Here is a 15,865-nt window from a genome sequence, read left to right as displayed (position 1 = left end):
CGGGTCAGTAAGAGAATCGCGCACTGACGGACCACACGCGCGGAATGGGATAGCCACCGAAGTCGAAACCACGGTCAGCGGCCGTGGTTTGCCCTGCGCCGAGACCGCCGGCGTTGGTGCCGAAGAGGTTGATCTCGGGATCGTAGCCACTGTACTTGGTCCACACGGCGAGATTGCGGCCGGAAACGGTCACGTCGATGCCATCTTTAAAGAGCCGACGGGCAACCGGCACATCGAGCGTGTACGTGGCCGAGAGCTCACGCAGCTTCACGAATGATCCGTCCTCGACCCAGTATTGAAAGACGCCCTGCGTACGCGCATTGAAGCCCGGAGACACCTTACGCGGGTCGCCATACGGAAGCAGTTCGCGCTCGAAGGTCTGGGAGTTGCTGGCCACGCCGGCGTTCTGTGCGCGCGTGGAAAGATTCATGACGTCGTTGCCGAATACACCGTCCAACAACATGCGGAATCGCAGCTTCTTCCCCAGCGTGAATTCGTTGAGCAGGGAGCCGAGCCACGAAGGATTCGGGTCGCCGATCACCTTGTTCAGCGAGTCGTTGCACGTACCCTGGCTGATGGCCTGGCGCTGGGCCAATGTGGCGCCCATGTCCACCGCCTGGTTACTGCGGCGGTAGCGACCAAGCGAGTCGAGCAGCAGCGCGCCGGTCACGCAGTTGCGTGCCGCGTACGAACCGTAGAACACACCGGCCGGCTCGCCGGCGCGAATGCGATTGGGGTAGCCGCCGGCCGACTGAAAGTCGAGAATGTCCAGCTTCTCGACCATGTTCTTGTTGGTCGAGTAGGTCGCCGTGGTGGACCACTTGAAGTTGGTCTTGTCCACGTTGGTCGACTTGACCATGAGCTCGACGCCCTTGTTCGACATGCTGCCGATCGGGAAGAACTGGCGCGAGAAACCGGTGCTCGTGGCGAGCGGACGGAAGAAGAGCAGGTCCGACACGACGCGATTGTAGTACGTGGCATCGACCGACAGCTTGCCATTCAGCAGTCCGGCCTCGGTGCCCACTTCCCACTCGCGCGCCCGTTCGTTGCGCAGCGTCGGGTTGCCGAACGTCACGTCATTTACGAAGCCCGGGCGGCCGGCAAACGGAAGTTGTGCGTATGAGATGAACTGCGAGTAGGCGTTCACGATGCCCGGCTGACTGCCCGCCCAACCGAGCGCACTGCGCAGGCGCAGATTGTTCACCAGTCCGTCGCGGTTGTTGAGCACCACGAACGAGGCCGACAGCTTGGGGAACGCCTGCCAGCGCTCCGACGGGGCGAACGTGCTCGACGCGTCGTAGCGCACCGCACCACTCAGGAACAGGCGGTCCTTGATGGCGACTTCCTGCTGCCCGAAGAAGCCCAGCGTGCGCAGTTCGACTTCCGTTTGTCCGGCGCTGAACACCGAGCCCGCACCCACCAGTTCGCCCACCGGCGCAAGTCCGTTCGCGACGGCGTTCGTGGTGCGCACCTTCTGACTCGTGTAGTTGAACCCACCCGTGGTACGCATTTCGAACGCGCCCATCGGCTTCCAGGAGTACGTCCCGATGCCGTCCTGGTTCACGATACGGTTGCCTTGAAACACCGACTGCGAGCGTCCGGTGGCGAGCGGAGTCGTGCCCAGTACGGCGTTGCGCGGAATGAACTGCCGCTGCTCGAACGACGTGTTGTCGACGCCGATCGTGTAGTCGAGCACGAGCTGAGGGACCGGCGTCCACGTCAGCTTGCTCGAGCCGATGAACCGGTCGACCGTTTGCGGGTTCTTGATGCGGTCGATGGCGAGCAGCGGATTCGTGCCGAGGGCCGGCGGCAGCGGATAGATGCCATTCACCGGGCGGAAGTCGACGTTCGTGGGCGCGAAGAAGAGTGAGCCCATGATGCCGTAGTCGTTCTGCTCACCGAACGCCTGAAACTGGTTCTGCGTGGTGACGTAGTTGGCCGTCACGTTCGCCACCAGCTTGGGATTGAGCGTCTGCTGCAGGTTGATGCGCGCGCCCTGCCGGCGCGACGACGTGCTCTTCAGAATACCGTCTTCGGCCGATGCGTTCGCGCTGAGGAAGTAGCGCGTCTGCTCACTGCCACCTTCAACGGTCAGATTCTGTTCAGTACCCGTGGCGCGCTTGAAGATGTCGTCCTGATAGTTGAAGCGCTTGACCGGCAGTCCGTTGGCGTCGAAGGGATACAGGTTGAACGGCTGCTGTTCGCGCAGTTCGTTCGACGAGTAGCGGCTCGAGAGCGAAAAGCGCGGCTTGCCGATGCTGCCGCGCTTGGTGAAGATCTGCACCACGCCGTTGTTCGCACGCGAGCCGTACAGCGCCGCGGCGGCAGCGCCGCGAATGATTTCGATGCGCTCCACATCGGCCGGGTTGAGGTCGGCCAGGCGATTCTGCGGATTGGAGCGACCACCGAGATCGGTCAGCTGCGCCGACCCGTTGTCGATGATCACGCCGTCAATGATGTACAGCGGATCGGAGCCCGAGATGAACGAGTTGGTGCCGCGCAGGCGTACCGACATGCCGCCGCCGCCGGGACCGCCGGAGTTCTGCGAGATCTGGGCGCCGGCCACCTTGCCCTGCAGCGCCTGATCGAGCGTGACCGACTGCGCGCGGCTGATGATCGTCGAGTCGACCGATGCAATGCTGGTGCCCACTTTGCGCTTCTCGGTGGGCGCTGCCGAACCGGTCACAATCACTTCGCTCAGATTGACGGCACTCACGCGTAGCGTGAAATCCAGAGTCGCTGTTGCACCCGCCGTGACCGTAACCGGCAAGGTTGTCGGTGAGTAGCCGATGCGCCGCACGCTGATCACCCGCGGACCGGCGGGAACGCCGACGAGCACGTACTCGCCCGTGGTGCTACTGGTGACCCCGACACGGGTGCCGCTGACCGTGACCTGCGCCTCGGCCAACCCCCGACCGTTCGCCGCGTCGGTCACCTTGCCGCGCACGATGCCCGTTCCTGCTGCTGCTCCTGCTTGTGCCGCCAGTATGGCCGGCGGCGCGAACAGCGCCAGCGCGAGTGCTATCGCGCTGCGCCGCACCTGTCGAAAAATCATCCGTTGGCTCCGATTCTACGTGTCCGTCACGGGCCGACCTACCTGTCGGCCACGGTCCTGCGCGTTGGTGGAATGCGTGACATATAGCGAGGACAACCGAACGGAGCCAGACAGGACCGAGAGTCTTAACGCCGGCGGTCGCAGCGCAATAGCAATGAGAGCGGACGGCGCGTCTCGGGGTGCAACGGTTCGTCCAGGTCGCGAATCAGCAGCCCCGCCTCGTCAATCTCGTGGCGCCACGAGGCCAGCGTGCGGAAGTACCACGGCATGGCGTCGGGAAACGTCACGCCAAAACCGTGGAACTGCTCTTCGCGCCAACCGCACGTGTAGGGGCCGTCGCCCATGGCGGTCCAAGGATGGACGGTCTGAATGAGCAGACACCCGTCGGGCGACAACCGCTGGGCCAGTGCACCGAGCAACGGGCTGAGTGGGTCACCCAGCAAGGCGAAATTGCACACGATCACATCCCACGGACCGGCGGTCGCCCCGGCATCGGCGATCAGCTGCTCGTAGCTGACCGTGTCGAACCGAACGCCGGCCGCGGGTAACGCGCGGGCCTGTTCGATCAGTCCCGCGCTGCCATCGATGCCGAGCACGTCTCGCGACGGGTTGGCGATGGCCCGCGCGAGCCATCCTTCGCCACAGCCCACGTCTAATACACGAACGGGGGCACGCTCGGCACATGCCGACTCGATCCCCGCCACGATCGCGGCGTCGGTACCGGCGCGACGACTGGGAATGCGCTGCTCGCGCACCGCGAGTGTCCACGCGGTGGCGTTTGCGTCCCAGCTGTCCCGCAGGCGCGCGTCGAGCAGAGGTGACGCGGGCGGAGCCGGAACGAAGTCACCGGCCGCGGACGTTGACTCGCTGGTGCTCATCAGCGCTGCGTCGCGATCCAGAGGCACATCACGAGCACCGCGAGGGCTGGGAGCGAGCGCTGTACGGGATCTTTCACCTTTACGTGCATCGCGATCGCGCCGACCATCAGTGCGGCGACCACCAAGGCCGCCGGGCGCACGATCACCGGCACCCAGATGCCCGCGATCAACGCCAGTCCGGCCACGACCTTGAGACCCCCGACCACAAGGAACATCCAGTCCGGCAACCCATACGCCTCGAACTCCCCACGCAGTGTTTGCGCGTGTCCGCCGCGATAGCCAGTCGGGCCACTGCGGCGAATCATCCAGACGTTCAGCAGGCCCAGGCCTACCACCAGCTGCAGAATCACCAGAATCGGCGATGACGTCATGAGTCGCTCCTGTGTCTACGTGTAAAGCACGCGCCAACGCATTCTTGAATTAACAACGGTTTCATGACGCTCGCAGTTCAGATTTCCTTTGCGCTATCCGTGACGCTCTTTCTGGGCTACGGCTTCAGCTGCCTGTTCATGGGCGCCATGATCGACGAATTCGCACGCTACAACCTGTCCCGGTTCCGCCGACTGGTTGGTCTGCTCGAAGTCCTTGGCGCGCTCGGCTTGCTGAGCAGCCTCGTCATTCCGGCGTTGGTCTTTCCCTCCGCCGGCGGATTGGCCTTACTGATGGCGCTGGGTGTGATCACCCGTGTGCGGGTGCGGGATCCCGTTATCGAGGCCATCCCGGCCGCCGTGCTCATGGTGATCAACCTGTTCCTGTGTATCGCGGCGCTACAGGGTGTCCAGGTGAGCCGATAGCGGCGTATCGGGACCGACCGCCAGCGGTACCGCCAACGGCAACGCCACGCTTGCCCGCAGCAGTGCCTTCACCACGACGGCCAGTGTGACCACGAGCAGTCCGTATCCCGCGAGGCGTTGATCGGAGGCGCCGTAGGTCACACACAGGCGCGTTGGCGCATCAAGCAACAGCAGACCCACTGTGGCGGTCATCCACGCCATGTTGCCGAGCACGAAAAGCTGTACGATCGCGCCGGCGGCTCGCCAGGACAGTGCGCCCACGATACCGACGGCCCACAGCGACAGCGCCTTCGCGACGTCCACGCCCGGGTGCTCCACGGCGGCGTCGAGCCACCGCGGAATCATCCAGAAGGCGACCCCACCAGCGGCCAGGACGAGGCCACTCATGCCGTGGCGGTTCCAGCGGCGCCACAGTAGCTCCGACGAAGTCGTGCGCGACGCGATCACGCCACTCGCGATCACGCCGGCCGAGATCAACAGCGGAATCTGGACGAGCATCTGCAACCACATGGTGCGCTCGAGCGTATCGCGTGCCACGAGGCAGCCCGCCACGAGGGCCATGCTCACCAACAGCCGGCGATCGCTCATCGGGCGCCCACGCGCCGCGACGGCAACAATGCTCGCGTCACCGGCGCGGCGGCGAGCGCCGCATCGATGGCGTCCTCGCGCGCGTCGATCGGCACAATGGCGACCAGTTGTCCCGCCGGATTCACCACATGCAGGGCCGCATTGTGCACGAAGCCGCCGGCACCATCGGATATGACGCGAATCCCGAAGGTGCGTAGTACGCCCGCAACCTCGTGTGTATTCGAGAACGTCGCGATGGTCCAGGCGGCCGGGTCGGGATGCATCGCGATCGCGTAGTAGCGCAACCGTTCTGGCGTATCCCACACCGGATCGAACGAGATCGTGAGTAGCCGCACGCGGTCGGCCACGCCGCGACGCACGATGGCCGCCTGCAGCTGTTGAAACGTGGCGCCGAGCGTGCCGCACAGCGTGATACAGCGCGTGTACACGAAGTCCACGATCGTGGCGCGACGCGTTGTCGCGATCGACTGCAGCGCACGGTGTTCGTCTACCAGCGACACGGACGGCACAGAAATCGGATGCGTCGCCACCGCCGCCGCACGCGCCGCGTCGGTGGTCCACACCCGAAAGCCGTGCGTGGCGCCACCCAGCAACGTCACCACGGCGGTCAACGACATAGCGGCGCCGGCCATGCCGCGCCAGGCACTCACGGAACGCGCTCCAGCTCCTCGCCACCAGCCCACGGTGATGTACGTGCGGCGGTGGCGGCGCGTGCCGCGACCACGTCGCCGACGGTGATCGCGCTGCCCGTATTGCCGAACGCATTCCGCACATACGTGGACACCGCCGCGAGCTCGGCGTCGCTGAGCGTACTCCACGCCGGCATCATGCCGTTATAGGTCGTTCCCAACACTTCGATCGGACCTTGAATACCATGCAGCAGAATCGCCAACAGCCGTTGCTCCGATCCCGACACCCACGGCGACTTCGCCAGTGGCGGAAACACACCGGGCAAGCCAAGGCCGCTGGCTTGATGACACCCCGCACATTTCCCCGTATACACCTGCGCACCACTAACCGCCGCGTTGGCTGGTGGGGCGGCGAACGCCGCAGCCGAACGCCGATCGCCGAGCGTGGGGGAGACGTCCGACTCGCTGCGTGCGAGATACCAGCCGCCCCACAGTCCACCGCTGAGTGCCAGCGCCAGCAACACGCGTGGCAACGGACGGATCTGTTCTTCCGGCTCGTCGTGTTCTCGATCCCGCGGCGCCCGCGTTTCCGGCGTCATCGCGCTGCTCCGGCGTTGCGCCCGGTGCGAACGGGATACGTGTGGTCCAACGATAGTAGGTAGTCTACCAGCGCAATCGCCTCAGGCCTAGCCACCACGCGCACCCCGACAGGCGCCGCTCCCGGCGGCAGCGTCACCACCACCTCGCCCGCTTGCGCGGGTCCCGTCAGCTCCTCAAAGAAGAACGGATAGGCCGGCATGATTGACTGCGCCATGTACGCCCGCGGCTGATACAGATGACCGAGATGCCAGTCACGACTGGGCTGCCGTACCGCGATGTTGAACAAGTCGGGGCCGGTGCGCATGGTGCCCAGCAAGTGCGGCTGATCGTGCACGTAGTCGGCCGGCACCGAGGGCCGCCCCCATCCCCGTTGCTGGTCGGGCGCGATGCTCGGATCGCGCGGCTGCTGCGAGTGACAGTAGATACAGCCGTTGGCGATATACACCGCCCGACCGGCCTGCTGCGCCGTGGTATACGGGGCCGGCTTCACGGGCTGCGCGGTTTGGCGCGTGAGGAAGTACGGCATGACCACGAGCGCGACGATCGAGAACGTCACGATCGCCAATGCGCCCGTAATGAGCCGGGTGAGATCGACCTGCGCTTCCCGACTCATGCGCCGCTCCCGCCCAACGCGAGGCCGGCGCTACCCGGCGTGTAGCTCGTTGTGCGCAGCAGCGTGGGTCCGCGTTTCACCGCGCCACGGCGCGTGAGCATGAGGCCCACATGCAGGGCAAACACGAGATGTCCGAGGGTCATGAGCGAACCGCCGAGGGTTCGCACCAGCAGGTATGGCTTGGTGATGACGACGCTCTCGATGAAAGGCTTTGAGGCGTCGAGCATGGCGAGCCCCTGCAACCATCCGCCGATGGAGAGTCCGATGAAGTAGATAGCAAAGCCAACCATGACGAGCCAGAAGTGCAGACTGATCAGTTTATGCGACGGCCATTCCCAGTCGAGCACGCGCGGCAGCATGAAGTAGATCGAGCCGAACATGACCATGCTGAAGAAGCCGTAGAGACCGAGATGCGCGTGCGCAACGGTGTAGTGCGTGAAGTGGGTGACCGTATTCACGACGCGTAGCGATTCGATCGACCCTTGCACCGATGCCAGCGTGTACATCATGCCGCCCAGCACGGTAAAACGGAGCGTGGGCGAGTTGCGAAGCGCCCCAAGGTGTCCCCACGAGGTGCGATGCTGGTTGATCGCCACGGCGGTGACCGGCACAATCATCATGACGCTCTGCACGATCGACAGCGAAATGATCCAGCCGGGCACAGGACCACCGATGAGATGATGTCCGCCCACTTGGCTATAAAAGAAGGCGAGCGTCCAGAAGCCGACGAGCGACAGGTTGTACGAATGGATCGGCTTGCCGAGTACTTTCGGAATGAAGTAGTAGATCGCCGCCAGGCCGATGGGCGTGAACCAAAGCCCAAGCACGTTGTGTCCATACCACCAGTTCATGGCCGCTTGACTGACGCCGTGGTGGATGCCCGGCCAGTTCGCCACGGTAATGAGAATGGGCAGCCATATCAGACCGGCCGCGATGTACCACACCGACACGTACAAGTGTTCGACCGTGCGGTTGCGCAACGTGCGCAGCAGCGCGACCCCCATCATGGTTCCGCCAATCACCATCGGCACGTCGCACTGCCAGGGAAACTCCAGCCACTCGAGACCGGTGCTCCGGCCGGCCAGGACGGCGATGATGCCGGAGCTGACGCCGACGCCCCATAGCACCGCGCCGGCCGCGGCGGTTTTTGCGCCCACCAGCGGCGTACGCAGCAAGCGCGGCATGAGCCAGAGCGCGACGCCGAACGCCGCCATGCTGCACCAGCCGTAGGCCACACTGTTGAGGTGCGCCGGTCGGATGCGACCGAACGACAGCCAGGCCTGCCCCGTGAGCCAGTCCGGAACGTGCAGCTTGATCGACGCGACCAGCCCGAACGTGGAGGCGATGACCAACCACGCCACGGCAAATCCGATGCACAACAGCACCGGCCATCGGCCCGATGCGTCCTGGATGAGACGTTCGTTGGCTTCTTCCACGGTGAGGACCGAGAACTCACCGGTGTGGCCCGTCCGATTCATCGTTTCCTGCAGCGCATTCTGTCCGGCGACGCTCGCCGCCGCGGGCTCCTCCGCCAAGCCGATTTCTTTGGCGCCAAAGATCACCCGACTCGCTGCCGATTCCGGACCGAACAGTCCGTTCGACATCGACCAGATGAAGAGCCCGAGTCCGCCGAGTGACGCAAAAAACGTCACTACCAGCAAGCCAATCGTGAACGACATGGGTGCGAGAGAATCAGGAGATAGTCATCGTGGGTTGGCGCGTGACGCGTGCGCCCTCCAGAGACTAAATCGTGCGCCGCAGATGTGTTCCAACGGCACGCCGATCAGGTCGGCTGCACGGCTCTTGACGATCCTGAAGTCCCCTGAACGATTACCGCCAACTTCAACGCGGTCCGGATACGGTGAGGCACGCGAATGGCATCGCTACCGACGTTTGCGTAGATCCGCCTGATGCGACCGATTCCACGACTTATGCGAGCGCCGCCGGCATCTCGGCCAGCAGCCGCGTGAGCGTGGCCAGGCTGACCGGTTTCACGATATGGTGATTGAACCCTGCCTCCACCGATCGATTCCGAACATCCTCCTGTCCCCAGCCAGTCAGCGCGATGAGGAGCACGGCGCTACTCCACGGTTCGGCCCGGATGCGACGACACGCATCGTGTCCATTCAGCATCGGCATGCCGATGTCGAGCAGGATCACCTCGGGCCGAAACGCATTTGCCATCGCTACCGCCGCCAGTCCGTCGCCGACCGTTCGCACGTTGTGACCGAGGAACGTGAGGAGCATGGCGAGACTATCCGCCGCATCCTCATTGTCGTCGGCCACCAGGATTCGGCGCGGCACCGAGACGATGGGCAGCAGGTCGTCAACGAGGAGTGGCGGTACTACGCGCGTAACTGCCGCGACCATCGGCAATGTCACCACGAACTCACTGCCCTGACCGGCGCCGGCGCTGCGCGCCTCGACGCTTCCGCCGTGCAGCTCGACCAGCTGTTTCACCAGCGAGAGGCCAATGCCAAGGCCTCCTTGTGACTTCTCCAACGATTGATCGATCTGCGAGAACATCCGAAACACACCGCCCAACATGTCGGGCGTGATACCGATGCCGGAATCCTTGACGCTCACCAGTACATTGCCGCCCTGAAACGCGACGGACAGATGAATGCTCCCGCTCTGATCGCTGAACTTGGCCGCATTGCTGAGCAAGTTGGCGAACACTTGTCCGAGCCGCATCATGTCGGCATCGACGAAGATCGGCTGCGACGGCACCACGACGGTGAGCACGTGACCACCGGCATCGATTAGCGGACGGCTGATCTCGATGGCGCTGTGTAGCGCGCCAGCAAGCTCGATCCGCTCCTTGCGAAGCTGGAGCTTCCCGCCACTAATGCGGCTCACGTCGAGCAAGTCATCTACGAGATGCACCATCTGCGCGATCTGTCGCTCCAGCATCATCCGCGCCTCGTCGGCGGCCGACCCGACGCCGCTCGTGAGCTGCAACACGTGCAATCCGCTCCGGATCGGGGCCAGCGGATTCCGGAGCTCATGCGCCAAGGTGGCCAGGAACTCGTCCTTGCGACGCGCCGCGTCCGAGAGTTCGGCGGCCAGACGTCGCAGCTCTTCCTCGGCTTGCACCCGCTCGGTGATGTCTTCCGACGACATCAGAATGCCGCCGATCCCACCCGTGGCATCTCGCCACGGAAGTGCTTCCCACTTTTCCCATCGCACGCTCCCATCGGCGCGTGCCGACCGGTCGCCGTCGGAGGACATCGTCTCGCCGTCCAGCACGCGCCGGTACACCGCCTTCATGGTGTCCGAAAGATCAGGAACAAGTTCGTAGTGGGAACGACCGGTGATGTCGCCCGTGAACCCATAATCCTGCTGCCATCGACCGCTGGCGCAGAGGTAGCGCATCTCGCGATCGAACTGCGCTACAGCGGCCGGGGCGTTCTGCACGAACAACCGCAACACCTGCTCGCTGGCGTACAAGGCGTCGGCCACGCGCTCCCGTTCGAGTGCCAAGGCATAGCGCTGCACCGCGCTTTCAATTGCGCGTGTCAGACTCTCGGGTGACGCCCAGCTCTTGCCGACAAAGTCCTGCGCACCGGCCACGATAACTTGCGGACCGCTTTCCGCCACGCCGGTGAGCACCACCACCGGACACGACGGCAGGGACTTGCCTCCGCGGAGCTCCGCGATGATTTCGAGCGCGTCCATATCAGGCAGCTTGAAATCCAGCAGAATGCAGTCAGGCGGTTTCGGCATATCGCGCAACATGCGCAACGCCAACGCGCCCGTGTCAACTTCGGTAAAGATGTAGCGACGCGACGACCCGAGCAGCAACATCTGTCGAGTATTGGCCCGATCCTCCGGCGAATCCTCAATGCACAGCACGTGAAAGGGGGCAGTATGCTCACGCGACTTGGTCATGACGATGCGGGTGTGGTGAGCGTGAACGAGAAGGTGGTCCCCTCGCCGACGTTCGACTCCAGCCACACACGCCCACGATGCTGCTCGACGAGCTTCTTCACAATGGAGAGCCCTGCACCCGAACCACCGCCGTACAACTCACGGCCGTGCAGGCGCTTGAACATCGTGAAGATGAGATCGAAATGCCGCGGCTCGATACCGATACCATTGTCGCGGACATAAAAGGCGGGAACGCCCGACGGGTCGTCGCGCCAGCCGATCTCGATGTCACGGGATGCGCGATCGGTGTACTTCAACGCATTGGCGAGGAGATTCATGAATACCTCGCGCACCCGTGTCCGGTCACAGAGTACCGTGGGCAAGGTGCGCGGGATACGGATGGTGGTGGGTACTTCCTGGCGTCGCGCGGCGACCATCTCCAACGCTTCCTCCACCACCTCGTTCAGGTCGACCGGCTCAACGAGCAGCGTAGCGCGCCCGACCCGCGAAAAATGCAGCAACGCATCGAGCAGCGTATCCATGCGCTGCGTCAGCCGCAACAGTCCTTCGAGGCGTTCATGCGCCGCGACATCTGCCGACACTGCACTGTCCAACAGCGTATGCGCAAAGTGGGAGATTCCGCGCAGCGGTTCCTTCAGGTCATGGCTCGCGATGTAGGCAAAGGCGTCGAGTTCTTCGTTGCTGCGCGTAAGGTCGACATTCAACACCGCCAGGTAGTCGGCGCGACTCACCACGAGTTCCATGATGAGCACACGTAACCGCAGCACGGCCTCGACTTCTACACGAAGCCATGGCAATGCACGGTCTTTCACCGACTCCGTGAAGAGTTCGAACGAGCGTCGCGGCGTCAGACGCGAGCCATGCGGCCCTGTCACCAACGGCTTGTCGTTCGGATTGCCGCCCCAGTGCACCGTCTGCATGGTCTCCGGGCGAAACCAGAGTACGGCGCTGCCCTTGTTCCGCGCCAACGGCAACGCCAGCACGCCACTCGCGATCGCGGAGAATGCCGCGCCGGCCGGGTATTCCCTCACCAGCGAGTCGGTGGCGAACACCGGTCGCGTGGCCGACTGATACTCGGCACGCGATTCGAGCCACACTTTCAGGTCCGCGAGTTGGGCCTCCGTCGGCGTGTCACCAACCAACCACCAGCGTTCGGTGTGGAAGATCGCTGCGCCCGTAGCGTTCATGGCATCGAGCAGTCCGGGTGTACTCACCGTCATCGACGCCAGCCCAGATGCGTTTGCCGCCTGGGCGACCATCCGGTTGTGCGCCTCCTCCAATTGCAGTCGATACGCCAGCGACTCGCGCTGCTCCACCGCACGGACTTGTAGCGACGCCACCTGCGCCACGAACTCGCACGCCGCACGCATCTGATACGGAAAGTGCGTCGGCGTGAGATGATGGCACGCCACCAGCCCCCAGAGCTCGCCGTCGACAAGCAACGACAACGTGAGCGAGGCGGCCACACCCATGTTCTGCAGGTACTCCGTATACATCACCGATGCGCCGCGCAGCGCGCAGTGCGTCATCGTCAGAGCACGACCGGTGTCGGGATTGACGAGCGGCATGAGTTCCATGACCGGCGCACCGTTGTCCGGCAGCGGACGCACCCAGATCTTCTTGAAGATCTCGCGCGCGGGACGAGGAATATCCTCAGCGGGATAGTGCATCCCGAACCAGGAATCCAGGTCGTCGCGTCGGCTTTCGCCAACCACCTCGCCGTGAAAGTCGGGATGAAAGCGATACACCATCACGCGATCGAGCCCGGTGAGCGTGCGCACTTCGTCCGACACGCTCCGACAAAAATCGGCGAGATTGTCCGTGGCCTGCAATCGCGCCACCGACTTCTTGACCAGTGCATAGTAGTCCGGCGCCAAGGTCTCGTGAGGCGCGGCTGGCTCGCATTCCAGCACGGCGAGCCCATCTATGGTATGCAACGTGAGATCGAGCGCTGCGGTACCGTCGCGCGCCGGCAGCGTGAACACGTACAGGGGATTTCGCTCGATCGGCTCCTTCTCGAGGCAGGCGCGCAAGCGCCACACCCCCTCGTCCGCGACGACCAGCGCAATCGAGCAACCCAGCAACTCGTGCGGGGGTAGGCCGAGGTGTGCCGCTGAGTTCTCACTTACCTGGAGAATCGTGAGATCGCTCACTCGCAACACCAGCACCACGCCATGCGCCTGACTGCACCCCGGGGTCTGCACCGGCTCGCTATCGCAGTTCGTCAGCGTGACACCGTGACGCTTGATGCTGTAGGCACCGTCAGCCCACGGAAGTGGCGTTGGCGCTGCGTGATCGCGTATCGAGTTCATAGCCCTTCGGGGAATGACGCGCCAGCGACCCAGCGGCCAAGTGCGTAAAACGTGTCGTTCGCGCTAGCGACGATCGCATCGTCTTGATCGACTGCCTCAGCGCGCTCGGTGAGAAACGCCCCAGTGGCCTTCCAGTGTGGTCCGGTGTCGGCGCCATAACCGTTGAAGAACCGCGCCTCCGCGTGGGGCAGTAATCCGGCGTTGGCCTGGAGTTGGCGCGTAATGACCTGCCCGCCCAACGTTGCTCCTTCGATGACGTACAAGCAGCCGAGCAGCTGGGGTAGTGTCGTGACCACTGGCAGCTCGCGACACTGCGGGGCGCGTAACAACATGTCCGAGGTGATCCCGAGATCATGCAAATCGTGTTCCAGCTTGGGCGATTTCAGCCGCGCGCCGTAGTCAAAGTTCGGTTGGGCATACAATGCGCTTAAGTGCAACCGCTGTTCGAGCGGCTTGTAAAAGCCCCAAAAGCGAAGCAACAGCGCTTGGTACGTTGCGCGGGTCAGTTGCCCATTGTGCAGCGGAAGGGCGGCTTCCATCTCGGCATGCCGGAGCGCCGTCTCCGCCCGGAGGCGCTGAAGAATCGGCGATCGCGCCGACGGCATTCGCGCTGGCGTTTGAGGAGTTGCAGGAGCCATGGGACGCTCGGCACACGCGCTTCCGTGGTGCGCCAAACGCGACAACCAACGCGCCGGCGGAGAAGCTGAGAGAGGAATACGGCGAGGCCGACGACGGCGCGTATTGCGGCAACTCCAAGACGGAGACGACACGGCCTGCTGACGTGTCGAGCAGCAACTTCCTCGATTCGCAATATACGTCGCGCTGGTCGCGGCCTGATAGACGTGACCCATACATGTGGTGGTCGACCAGACTCATGCGCAAAGACTCAGCGGCGAACACAGGTGCGTCACTAGGCGGTCACGGTTGTGTCGCGGTCAACGACCGGGGCCCCGCGGCATCCTCCACATGTGAGTGCGGCGACCTACTCTGATGGCGATCGCTGCGACTCGACGCTGAGTCGCTCGCTAGCCGCCCACTCCGAGATCGTCATGCATTTTCGTTGGTCACTCCCGCTCACCGTGGCGCTCGCCGCGGCGTTTGCACCTGTTGGCGCGCAGTCGCTCAGCAACATCTCCTACGTGAACGGCATCGCGATTCCGGGCAACGCACAAGACCTTGCCGGGTCCACGTCATCGTTCAACCGGTTGGGCTTCTTCTCCGATCTGTACTACGATCGCAATCGGAACGAGTGGTGGGCGGTGTCCGATCGCGGCCCGGGTGGTGGCGTCATTTCGTATGACACCCGCATGCAGCGTTTTACCATCGATATCAACGGCACCACCGGCGCCATCAGCAACTTTCAGGTGCAGCAGACCGTGTTGTTCAAGTCGGCCGGCGTGCCGCTGAACGGACTGGCCCCTACGGCGCCGAACACCAGTACGCTCGGCGATTCGTTCGACCCGGAAGGCCTCGTGGTGGTGCCGCAGACTGGCAACTTCCTCGTGTCCGATGAGTATGGCCCGTCGGTGCTCGAGTTCGACCGCGACGGCAACTTGCTCCGCCGCTTCACCGCACCGGCCAATCTGGTTCCACAGGTCGGTGCCGTCACGGACTACGCCAGCACGCCGCCTACGCTGACGTCCGGCCGTGAGCCCAACCGCGGCTACGAAGGACTCGCCATCAGCCCCGACGGCAAGTACGCGTACGCGATGCTGCAGAACGGAACGGTCGCGGATGGCTGGACCGCCGCGGGCCGCGGCAAGTACACTCGCATCGTGAAGTACGAGATCGCCACCGGCGAAGCCGTCGCCCAGTACGCGTACGAGCTCGCAGGAACGACGCAGGGACGCGGCATTTCCTCTATCGTGGCGCTTGGCGATGACAGATTCCTCGTGCTCGAGCGCAACAACCGTGGCATCGGACCAGGCGCCACTTTGGCCTCTGCTGACAAGAACATCTTCGAGATCGACCTGTCAGCTGCGACCGATGTCACTGACATCAATTTGCCGACCACGGGCGCCCTGCCGCTCGGCTATAGCGCCGCAGCCAAGAGTGGCAAGGTGATCGACCTCGATGCGAACACCCTCGCCGCAATCGGCAACAAGGTTCCCGAGAAGATGGAAGGATTCGCCGTCGGACCGATGCTGGCGGACGGCTCGTTCATGCTGTTGATGGGCACCGACAACGACTACAGCGTGACGCAGAATGGCGCCGGCACGCAGTTCGACGTGTACTTCCGCTTCAGCGACACCGATCCGTACGCGTCGTCGATCCAGTGCCCCATCGGGGCGGTGACGGGGTGCTTCCTGACGTCGAACAACAGCACGGCAGCGAATTTGACGGGCGAGTATGCGCTGCTTCCCGGCGTGCTGCAGTCCTACAAGGCCAACATCAACGGCTACGTGCCCACCGTAGTCCCGGAGCCGAGCACCGTCGTACTGATGACTATTGGACTCGGCCTGTTGGGTGGCGTGGTGGTGCGGCGGCGTACCGCTCGCGGGTAAA

The 15,865-nt window shown here is 63.9% G+C and carries 13 protein-coding genes; 2 read left to right on the top strand and 11 right to left on the bottom strand.

The window, feature by feature from the left end; translation table 11 throughout:
* Positions 1–4 precede the first annotated feature (4 nt).
* The 3 genes from RMP10_RS20400 to RMP10_RS20390 all read right to left on the bottom strand — a co-directional run bounded on the left by RMP10_RS20400 (position 5) and on the right by RMP10_RS20390 (position 4,304).
* Complete coding sequence (locus RMP10_RS20400; RefSeq protein WP_310571927.1) at positions 5–3,055, bottom strand: TonB-dependent receptor; 3,051 nt, start codon at positions 3,053–3,055, stop codon at positions 5–7.
* Between the two features lie 125 nt (positions 3,056–3,180).
* Positions 3,181–3,933, bottom strand: a complete 753-nt coding sequence (locus RMP10_RS20395) for a methyltransferase domain-containing protein (RefSeq protein ID WP_310571926.1) — start codon at positions 3,931–3,933, stop codon at positions 3,181–3,183.
* Positions 3,933–4,304 carry a DoxX family protein gene (locus RMP10_RS20390; protein ID WP_309669193.1) on the bottom strand — a complete coding sequence of 124 codons (372 nt, stop codon included), beginning with the start codon at positions 4,302–4,304 and terminating at the stop codon, positions 3,933–3,935. The genes RMP10_RS20395 and RMP10_RS20390 overlap by 1 nt, the downstream gene beginning before the upstream one ends.
* A gap of 63 nt (positions 4,305–4,367) precedes the next feature.
* Between RMP10_RS20390 and RMP10_RS20385 the strand changes: the two genes are divergently transcribed.
* Positions 4,368–4,727, top strand: coding sequence for a DoxX family protein (locus RMP10_RS20385; protein WP_310571925.1), 360 nt, complete (start codon positions 4,368–4,370; stop codon positions 4,725–4,727).
* On the opposite strand, the gene RMP10_RS20380 is transcribed toward RMP10_RS20385, so the two are convergent.
* From RMP10_RS20380 to RMP10_RS20345, 8 genes are all read right to left on the bottom strand, one after another.
* Positions 4,701–5,315 (bottom strand): hypothetical protein, encoded by a 615-nt coding sequence (locus RMP10_RS20380; protein WP_310571923.1) that lies wholly within the window; start codon positions 5,313–5,315, stop codon positions 4,701–4,703. The two genes, RMP10_RS20385 and RMP10_RS20380, sit on opposite strands and share 27 nt — an antisense overlap.
* Positions 5,312–5,965, bottom strand: coding sequence for an SCO family protein (locus tag RMP10_RS20375; protein WP_310571922.1), 654 nt, complete (start codon positions 5,963–5,965; stop codon positions 5,312–5,314). The genes RMP10_RS20380 and RMP10_RS20375 overlap by 4 nt, the downstream gene beginning before the upstream one ends.
* Positions 5,962–6,543, bottom strand: coding sequence for a cytochrome c (locus tag RMP10_RS20370; RefSeq protein ID WP_310571921.1), 582 nt, complete (start codon positions 6,541–6,543; stop codon positions 5,962–5,964). The genes RMP10_RS20375 and RMP10_RS20370 overlap by 4 nt, the downstream gene beginning before the upstream one ends.
* Positions 6,540–7,157 carry a cbb3-type cytochrome c oxidase subunit II gene (locus RMP10_RS20365; RefSeq protein ID WP_310571920.1) on the bottom strand — a complete coding sequence of 206 codons (618 nt, stop codon included), beginning with the start codon at positions 7,155–7,157 and terminating at the stop codon, positions 6,540–6,542. Before RMP10_RS20365 ends, RMP10_RS20370 begins: the two co-directional genes overlap by 4 nt.
* Positions 7,154–8,836: a cbb3-type cytochrome c oxidase subunit I gene (locus tag RMP10_RS20360; protein WP_310571919.1), complete on the bottom strand. Its 1,683-nt coding sequence runs from the start codon at positions 8,834–8,836 to the stop codon at positions 7,154–7,156. The genes RMP10_RS20365 and RMP10_RS20360 overlap by 4 nt, the downstream gene beginning before the upstream one ends.
* 250 nt (positions 8,837–9,086) lie before the next feature.
* Positions 9,087–11,048 (bottom strand): response regulator, encoded by a 1,962-nt coding sequence (locus tag RMP10_RS20355; protein WP_310571918.1) that lies wholly within the window; start codon positions 11,046–11,048, stop codon positions 9,087–9,089.
* Positions 11,045–13,360 (bottom strand): ATP-binding protein, encoded by a 2,316-nt coding sequence (locus RMP10_RS20350; protein ID WP_310571917.1) that lies wholly within the window; start codon positions 13,358–13,360, stop codon positions 11,045–11,047. The genes RMP10_RS20355 and RMP10_RS20350 overlap by 4 nt, the downstream gene beginning before the upstream one ends.
* On the bottom strand, positions 13,357–13,965 hold the full coding sequence (locus tag RMP10_RS20345; protein ID WP_310572017.1) for a biliverdin-producing heme oxygenase: 609 nt from the start codon (positions 13,963–13,965) through the stop codon (positions 13,357–13,359). Before RMP10_RS20345 ends, RMP10_RS20350 begins: the two co-directional genes overlap by 4 nt.
* A gap of 444 nt (positions 13,966–14,409) precedes the next feature.
* Here RMP10_RS20345 and RMP10_RS20340 point away from each other — a divergent pair, with 444 nt between their 5' ends.
* Positions 14,410–15,864, top strand: a complete 1,455-nt coding sequence (locus RMP10_RS20340; protein WP_310571916.1) for an esterase-like activity of phytase family protein — start codon at positions 14,410–14,412, stop codon at positions 15,862–15,864.
* Position 15,865: the final 1 nt, after the last annotated feature.

This window comes from Gemmatimonas sp. (assembly GCF_031426495.1).
Taxonomy (GTDB): Bacteria; Gemmatimonadota; Gemmatimonadetes; order Gemmatimonadales; family Gemmatimonadaceae; genus Gemmatimonas.
Note: the sequence above shows the minus strand (reverse complement) of the source record. Positions and strands in the feature narration are given on the sequence as shown.